Origin of the sequence: Hydrococcus rivularis NIES-593, from assembly GCF_001904635.1 — a bacterium.
GTDB lineage: Bacteria > Cyanobacteriota > Cyanobacteriia > Cyanobacteriales > Microcystaceae > Hydrococcus > Hydrococcus rivularis.
Genome location: NZ_MRCB01000043.1, coordinates 23,695 through 30,999, shown reverse-complemented (window position 1 = coordinate 30,999; position 7,305 = coordinate 23,695). Strand labels below are relative to the sequence as shown.

Sequence of the window (7,305 nt, the reverse complement as noted above, 5' to 3'; positions counted from 1 at the left end):
CGATAACTCAAGGGCTACCGAAAGCCCCCGCCCTTTTAGGCGTGGGGTAGTTTACTTTCTAATTTGGCTGAAGATACTTTAAGGTCGCCTACGTCTTTTTGTAGGTTGTCTATTTTCCCTTCTATTCTCTCAAGGATTTTAGCTAAATCCGATTCTATTTGTATGCTCATTTTTTTGGGTTAGCCTAAGTATAGTTTCGCTTAAAGTTAAAGGCGATCTGGGAGGATCTACTGGCTGTTCTCAAGGAAAGACAATACAGCCATCCCTACTTTTGGGCACCGTTTATTCTAATCGGAAATTGGCAATAACAAATCTATTGAATCAGGTAACTAGACCATTGCGCTTTCCCAGAAGAACTCGCCTCTCGTCTGAGGAGTCGCCAGGTTTTTCCTTCGACTTGCCGTTGTAAATAGAGATCGAAACGGTTGTTTTTTTGCGTCACTCGTTGGCGCGGCAGCGTCAAGGTTAAATTATAAGTGCCTTTTAGGTGATAGGCAGGTAAATTACCAACAACGATGGGTTCTATCTTCTTAACATTTATCTGAGCGATCTTTATCTGTGGACAGGAAGCGTTAAGCTGTTGGCTGAGACGCTGTTGGGTTTGAGAAACCTGAAACGCGATCGCTTTGCTGATAATTTCTCCATCTGGGGCAAACTCGATCGGTGGAGTTGGAGTGCTACAAGCGCCCAGCAAAAAGATTAAAATCGCCGATAGGATTGGGACATACCATCGATTCTTCATTGGTGGCGAGTGCAGATTGATTCTCGTTCAATACTGAGGGTATCAGTTCCGCGACCGTTTTGTCGGGCGATCGCGTCTGACAACCTTATTTCTAGGAAAGCGAACTCTCTGTGGTAGGGATTTCCGCCTCAAGGCTTGAGAGTAAATCACTACAATGACAGATAGAAAGACAAGATCGGGTCTTTAATTTCTGCTTGTCTTTTGAGATTGAATTGATAAGCTTAACTGAATAAGAAATGCAACCGACTAACCCAAATCAATTTACAGAAAAAGCTTGGGAGGCAATAGTCCGCACGATCGATATTGCCAAACAAAATAAACAGCAGCAAATTGAAACCGAACATTTAATGAAATCTCTCCTCGAACAAGAGGGATTGGCGACCAGTATCTTCAACAAAGCAAATGTCAATGTCCAACGCCTGCGCGAAAGAACCGACGAGTTCATTCGCCGGCAACCCAAAGTTGCCAATGTAGGCGATGTCTATCTAGGACGCGGTTTAGATAGCTTAATGGATAGAGCCGAAGCATTTCGTAAAGAATTCGGCGACGATTATATCTCCATCGAGCATCTAATCTTAGCCTATGCCAAAGACGATCGCTTTGGTCGAGCTTTATATCAAGAATTTGGTCTCAATGAAAACAAACTCAAGGAGATTATCAACCAAGTGCGAGGTTCTCAGAAAGTGACCGACCAAAATCCAGAAAACAAGTACGAATCCTTAGAAAAATACGGTCGCGATCTCACGCAACTCGCCCGCGAAGGGAAACTCGATCCGGTGATCGGTCGCGATGACGAAATTCGCCGTACCATCCAAATTCTCTCGCGTCGCACCAAGAATAATCCCGTGCTAATCGGCGAACCAGGCGTTGGTAAAACCGCAATCGTCGAAGGATTGGCACAGCGGATTATCAACCGAGACGTGCCAGAATCGCTGCGCGATCGCAAGTTAATTGCCCTCGATATGGGTGCGTTAATCGCGGGTGCCAAATACCGAGGCGAGTTTGAAGAACGTCTCAAAGCCGTTCTCAAGGAAGTGACAGAATCTGGGGGCAACATTATTCTGTTCATCGACGAGATTCACACCGTCGTGGGAGCGGGCGCGACTCAAGGGGCGATGGATGCGGGTAACCTGCTCAAACCCATGCTGGCGCGGGGAGAATTGCGCTGTATCGGTGCGACGACGCTAGATGAATATCGCAAGTATATCGAGAAGGATGCAGCGCTTGAGCGGCGTTTCCAATCGGTATACGTAGACGAACCCAGCGTCGAAGATACCATTTCTATTTTGCGGGGTCTCAAGGAACGGTACGAAGTTCACCACGGGGTCAAAATCTCCGATAGTTCGCTAGTGGCAGCGGCAGTGCTGTCTAATAGATATATCAGCGATCGCTTCCTTCCCGACAAAGCGATCGACCTAGTAGACGAAGCGGCGGCAAAGCTGAAAATGGAGATTACCTCCAAACCTGAAGAACTCGATGAAGTCGATCGCAAGATCCTCCAGTTAGAGATGGAACGCCTGTCGTTGCAGAAAGAATTTGACGAGGCTTCCAGGGCGAGATTGGAAAAACTGGAAAAAGAATTAGCCGATCTCAAAGAGGAACAGGCAAACCTTAATGCTCAATGGCAATCGGAAAAAGAGGTCATCGATAAAATCCGTACCCTCAAAGAAATCATCGACCAAGTTAATCTAGAAATTCAACAGGCAGAGAGAGATTATGACCTCAATCGAGCTGCCGAACTTCGTTATGGCAAGCTTACCGATTTACAGCGACAGATTAAAGAAGCCGAGAGTCAATTAGCCCAAAGACAAACGACAGGAAAATCCCTGTTGCGCGAAGAAGTCACCGAATCCGACATTGCTGAAATTATCTCCAAGTGGACGGGAATTCCGGTGAGCAAGCTAGTCGAGTCGGAAAAAGAAAAACTCCTGCACCTCGAAGACGAACTGCACCAGCGAGTCATCGGACAAGATGAGGCTGTGACTGCGGTTGCTGAAGCTATCCAGCGATCGCGCGCGGGACTTGCCGATCCCAACCGTCCTACTGCTAGCTTTATTTTCCTCGGTCCGACGGGTGTTGGCAAGACTGAGTTAGCTAAAGCGCTAGCTGCCAGCTTGTTCGATACCGAGGAGGCGATGGTTCGCATCGACATGTCCGAGTATATGGAGAAACATAGCGTCTCCCGACTGATGGGTGCGCCTCCGGGATACGTCGGTTATGAGGAAGGCGGACAGCTAACCGAAGCGATTCGACGGCGACCTTACTCTGTCATTCTCTTTGACGAGATTGAAAAAGCCCATGCCGATGTTTTTAACGTGATGCTGCAAATCCTCGATGACGGGCGTTTGACCGACTCGCAGGGTCACGTGGTGGACTTCAAAAATACTATCATCATTATGACCAGTAATATCGGGTCGCAGTATATCTTAGACTTAGCAGGGGATGAGTCTCGCTATGAGGAAATGCGATCGCGCGTTATGGATGCGATGCGCAACAGCTTCCGTCCCGAATTCCTCAACCGCATCGATGAAATTATCATCTTCCATGGATTGCAAAAGCACGAATTGCGGCAAATTGTCAAGCTTCAGGTCGAACGTTTAGAGCAACGGCTAACCGAACAAAAACTGTCCTTGAAGCTGTCGGAAGCTGCTATAGATTTCCTGTCCGAGATTGGCTACGATCCCGTTTTTGGGGCCAGACCGCTTAAGAGAGCGATTCAGCGCTATTTAGAAACGGCGATCGCTAAAGCGATTCTACGCGGGGAATTCAAACCAGGCGACACGATTTTTGTCGATGTCGAGGACGAACGGTTAACCCTCAAGCGATTGCCCGCAGAGTTGTTTGCTTCATAAGAAATCAACTCCTTGCAAGTCTAATGGTAGGGCGAGCAAATTTTTGCTCGCCCTCTCCTCCCAATCCCCTTGCAAGACAGCCCTTTTAAATGATAGGATAACAAATTGTGTCGAATTTATAAAGCGTTCATGCCTAAACTAAAAACTCGTAAAGCAGCAGCAAAGCGCTTCGCTGCTACCGGAAGCGGCAAGAAAATTTTTCGCCGTAAAGCCTACAAAAACCACATGTTATACCATAAGAGTTCCGAACAAAAGCGTCGTCGCTTATCCCATATCGCTTTAGTTCACGAGAACGATGAAAAAGAAGTTCGGCTGATGCTGCCATATTTATAAATTAGATATTGTTGTCAACCATCTAAGCAATTAAAATCGATCGAGAGTAACTATGACAAGGGTAAAACGGGGTAACGTCGCTCGCAAACGCCGTAAAAAAATTCTTAAACTAGCCAAAGGCTTTAGAGGGTCGCACTCAAAACTCTTCCGTACAGCCAACCAGCAGGTGATGAAAGCACTGCGCTATGCTTATGCCGACCGCCGCAAGCGCAAGCGCGACTTTCGCCGCCTCTGGATTACGCGCATCAATGCAGCCGCCCGATTGCAGGGAATGAGTTACAGCCAACTAACGGGTCAACTGAAAAAAGCCAATATCCAACTCAATCGGAAAATGCTAGCGCAGTTAGCCGTCCTAGATCCCCAGGCGTTCGCCAAAGTAGTAGAAGTCGCAGGTCAGAATTAGTTCAAAGTTCAAAGTTCAAAAAGAGTAGTTTAATTTTGAACTTTGAATTTTGAATTATTAGCGCAATGCCATCGTCAAAATTCCTTGCTGTCCCAGCAGAATCTCCCGCAACAAAGTACAAATTCCCACCCAAATAATCGGGCTAATGTCAACGCCACCGAGAGGAGGTACGATTTTTCGTACTGGAATGAGAAAAGGTTCGGTCGGCCAAGCGACAACATTGAAGGGAAAGCGATTGAGATCGACTTGAGGATACCAAGTTAAAACGATCCGCAAGATAAATAACAAGATTGCCAGTCCCAACAAAAAACCGAGTACCCAAGTCCCTAAATTAACAATATCCATAGTTTTGATCGCTGATGAGGCTTTATTCTAAGTATAAAACCTCGCCCGATCGTTGCTGGACTCAACGCCACGCGACTATCCTGATAAGAGGAGTCAGTCGTAAATTAGAATGAGTAATTATTCCAATCGTTTAATAAAAATTGCCGTAATCGGCGACATCCACGATCGCTGGGAAGAAACAGATAATCTTGCTCTCCAACATCTAAAAGTCGATCTCGTTCTCTTTGTCGGCGATTTTGGCAATGAATCGGTAGAAGTGGTTCGCCGGATTGCCTCTTTAGAAATTCCTAAAGCAGCCATTATGGGCAATCACGATGCTTGGTATACGGCATCGGCTTGGGGGCGCAGGCAATGTCCCTACGACCATGAAAAGGAAGATTGGGTACAACAGCAGCTAGACTTATTAGGAGAGGCACATGTCGGCTATGGCAAGTTAGATTTTCCCCAGTTGAACTTATCGGTTGTAGGCAGTCGTCCCTTTAGCTGGGGAGGATCTGAGTGGAAAAATAAAGAATTTCTGCGCGATCGCTACGGGGTAACTAATTTTCAAGAATCTACGACTAAAATTGTGGCGGCTGCCAGTCAAACCGCCTGCGATACAGTCATTTTTCTCGGTCATAACGGACCTTTTGGATTGGGAGACAAACCAGAAGATATTTGCGGTCGAGATTGGGAACCGTTAGGAGGAGATTACGGCGATCCCGATTTTGCCGAAGCGATAGACATAGTACGTGCTACCGGGAAATGGATTCCTCTGGTTACTTTCGGGCACATGCACCATCTCTTACGCCACACGCGATCGCGATTGCGGACGGCTGTTACAACCTCTCCAAAAGGAACGGTTTATTTGAATGCAGCTAGCGTTCCTCGCATCATCAGACAAGCAGGAGAAACCTGTCGCAATTTTTCTCTGGTTACGTTACAAAATGGGATTGTAGCTGAAATATCCTTGGTTTGGGTAGGAGAGGAGTTGACAATTGTTTCCAACCATCTCCTTTACCGCGATCGCGATTCAGTTCTCCAACCGATTTAGCGTTCTTACCATCTTCGGCACTGGCTTTGTTAAAATAAAAAATTGTTCGCCTTGGAGAGGTGGCAGAGTGGTCGATCGCGCTCGACTTGAAATCGAGTGTACCGAAAGGTACCGTGGGTTCAAATCCCACCCTCTCCGTTAATCAATTTTAGACAACTGCGTCTGGGTTTCAATCTCGGCATCGGCTGGCATTCCCGGCTTGGCAAGACCGTTGGGGCGATCGATACTAATTTTGACTCCAAAGACTTGTCTGACGCGGTCTTCTTTGAAATAAATATTTTCTGGCGTAAATGAAGCTTGAGTGTCGATCGCGCTAATTTTGGCACTAAGGGGTTTATCGGGTGCGGAGTCAAGAAAGACTTTCGCACGCTGACCGACTTTGACCTTACCAATCTCTCCTTCGGGAACAAATCCCCGCAAATAAACCTCGTCGGGATTGATGACAGTCAGCAGGGTTTTCCCCGTCGTAACGACTGCACCCGGTTCGACGCTACGAGTCACGACCACGCCATTTATGGGACTAATAATGTTGAGGTCGGAGATTTTGCTTTGAATCTCCTGTATGGTTGCTTGGGCGTTCGCGACCTCGGCTTGGGCGGCAGCCTGTTTCAAACGGGCTTGCGCGACTTGCGTCCGCAATGACTGAATTTGCATCGCGCGGACATCTGGGTTTAACTCGGCAGTTTTGGCTTGTTGAAGTTGTCCTTGGGCAGCCCGTACCAGTTTCTGTGCTGATTCTACCGAAGATTGGCGCGCCTGTACCGTGGCTTGGGCAGTCTCGAAGGCAGTTTGCCTCTGGTCGAATTCTTGTTGGGTAACAGCGCCTTGGGAGACTAATTTCGCGTAGCGATCGCGATCGGTTTGTGCCAATTTCAACTGCGCTTTCGCTTGTTCTAGGTTTGCCCTGGCTTCGTTGAGTTGGGCGATACTTGAAGCGAGGGTCGATTCGGCTTGCAAAACCCGACCGCTAGCTTCTCCCTGCGCCTGTTGACGATTCAATTGAATTTCTCGAATTTGGCTCTCTAAAACATCGATTTGCAGGCGGGCTTGTTTCTCTTGTTGCTGGGCGGCATTTAAACGCGCCTGTGCCCCTTTCAGTTGCGCCTTCAGATCCTGGTCGTCCATGCGAACGATCGTTTGACCTTTTCTAACTCGATCTCCCTCTCGCACGGCGATAAAATTAATCCGTCCGGCATATTTGGCGCCGATATTGGTTTCGTATCCTTCTATTCGTCCGCTTACTTCCAGCGGTTTCACTGGCGCCGGAGAGAGGAAATACCAGGTCGTTCCGGCGATCGCAGCAGCTAACAAGCCTATAGAAACGATCGGCTGGGGAGATAGTTGGCGCTTCTGTTTGGGAATATCTACCCTGACTTCCGGTTCTTTCTCTTTCAAATTGACTTGAGCCATTAGTTCCTCCCTTGATTTCGCCGTTGAGGATAGCTTCTTAACTCCGAATAGCTAGTCTGCCGATTTCTTAATATATTTAGCACAATGGTAATAAAAGCTTGTTTTTCTTCTAATTTCATACTAGACCGTACAGTTTAGTCAATAATAAAAACTTCACAAGAATTTAAAGATGCTGCTTGAGGTAATG

Annotated in this window: 8 protein-coding genes and 1 tRNA gene; 5 read left to right on the top strand and 4 right to left on the bottom strand. The window is 47.2% G+C overall.

What is annotated here, in order from left to right:
• Window positions 1-35 precede the first annotated feature (35 nt).
• Window positions 36-170: a hypothetical protein gene (locus tag NIES593_RS25350; protein ID WP_281250779.1), complete on the bottom strand. Its 135-nt coding sequence runs from the start codon at window positions 168-170 to the stop codon at window positions 36-38.
• A gap of 143 nt (window positions 171-313) precedes the next feature.
• Window positions 314-742 (bottom strand): hypothetical protein, encoded by a 429-nt coding sequence (locus NIES593_RS21465; RefSeq protein WP_073601530.1) that lies wholly within the window; start codon window positions 740-742, stop codon window positions 314-316.
• A 236-nt stretch (window positions 743-978) separates the two neighbouring features.
• Here NIES593_RS21465 and clpB point away from each other — a divergent pair, with 236 nt between their 5' ends.
• The 3 genes from clpB to rplT all read left to right on the top strand — a co-directional run bounded on the left by clpB (window position 979) and on the right by rplT (window position 4,330).
• Window positions 979-3,594: an ATP-dependent chaperone ClpB gene (gene clpB / locus NIES593_RS21460; RefSeq protein ID WP_073601529.1), complete on the top strand. Its 2,616-nt coding sequence runs from the start codon at window positions 979-981 to the stop codon at window positions 3,592-3,594.
• Between the two features lie 129 nt (window positions 3,595-3,723).
• Window positions 3,724-3,927 carry a 50S ribosomal protein L35 gene (gene rpmI / locus NIES593_RS21455; RefSeq protein WP_073601528.1) on the top strand — a complete coding sequence of 68 codons (204 nt, stop codon included), beginning with the start codon at window positions 3,724-3,726 and terminating at the stop codon, window positions 3,925-3,927.
• A gap of 52 nt (window positions 3,928-3,979) precedes the next feature.
• The gene (gene rplT, locus NIES593_RS21450; RefSeq protein ID WP_073601527.1) at window positions 3,980-4,330 is read left to right on the top strand and encodes a 50S ribosomal protein L20; all 351 of its coding nucleotides are present in this window, start codon (window positions 3,980-3,982) and stop codon (window positions 4,328-4,330) included.
• Window positions 4,331-4,387: 57 nt separating this feature from the next.
• Here rplT and NIES593_RS21445 read toward each other — a convergent pair whose 3' ends face one another.
• Window positions 4,388-4,675, bottom strand: a complete 288-nt coding sequence (locus NIES593_RS21445) for a YggT family protein (RefSeq protein ID WP_073601526.1) — start codon at window positions 4,673-4,675, stop codon at window positions 4,388-4,390.
• A 109-nt stretch (window positions 4,676-4,784) separates the two neighbouring features.
• Between NIES593_RS21445 and NIES593_RS21440 the strand changes: the two genes are divergently transcribed.
• Window positions 4,785-5,708, top strand: coding sequence for a TIGR04168 family protein (locus NIES593_RS21440; RefSeq protein WP_073601525.1), 924 nt, complete (start codon window positions 4,785-4,787; stop codon window positions 5,706-5,708).
• Window positions 5,709-5,761: 53 nt separating this feature from the next.
• Window positions 5,762-5,846: transfer RNA gene (locus NIES593_RS21435), tRNA-Ser, on the top strand.
• Here the strand turns inward: NIES593_RS21435 and NIES593_RS21430 are convergent.
• Window positions 5,847-7,118 (bottom strand): HlyD family secretion protein, encoded by a 1,272-nt coding sequence (locus NIES593_RS21430; RefSeq protein WP_073601524.1) that lies wholly within the window; start codon window positions 7,116-7,118, stop codon window positions 5,847-5,849.
• Between the last annotated feature and the right edge of the window lie 187 nt (window positions 7,119-7,305).

Bases quoted from the DNA above. Each gene is read 5' to 3' on its own strand.
- clpB (WP_073601529.1), top strand. From the start codon at position 979: ATGCAACCGACTAACCCAAATCAATTTACAGAAAAAGCTTGGGAGGCA.
- NIES593_RS25350 (WP_281250779.1), bottom strand. From the start codon at position 170: ATGAGCATACAAATAGAATCGGATTTAGCTAAAATCCTTGAGAGAATA.
- NIES593_RS21430 (WP_073601524.1), bottom strand. From the start codon at position 7,118: ATGGCTCAAGTCAATTTGAAAGAGAAAGAACCGGAAGTCAGGGTAGAT.
- NIES593_RS21445 (WP_073601526.1), bottom strand. From the start codon at position 4,675: ATGGATATTGTTAATTTAGGGACTTGGGTACTCGGTTTTTTGTTGGGA.
- rpmI (WP_073601528.1), top strand. From the start codon at position 3,724: ATGCCTAAACTAAAAACTCGTAAAGCAGCAGCAAAGCGCTTCGCTGCT.
- rplT (WP_073601527.1), top strand. From the start codon at position 3,980: ATGACAAGGGTAAAACGGGGTAACGTCGCTCGCAAACGCCGTAAAAAA.
- NIES593_RS21465 (WP_073601530.1), bottom strand. From the start codon at position 742: ATGAAGAATCGATGGTATGTCCCAATCCTATCGGCGATTTTAATCTTT.
- NIES593_RS21440 (WP_073601525.1), top strand. From the start codon at position 4,785: ATGAGTAATTATTCCAATCGTTTAATAAAAATTGCCGTAATCGGCGAC.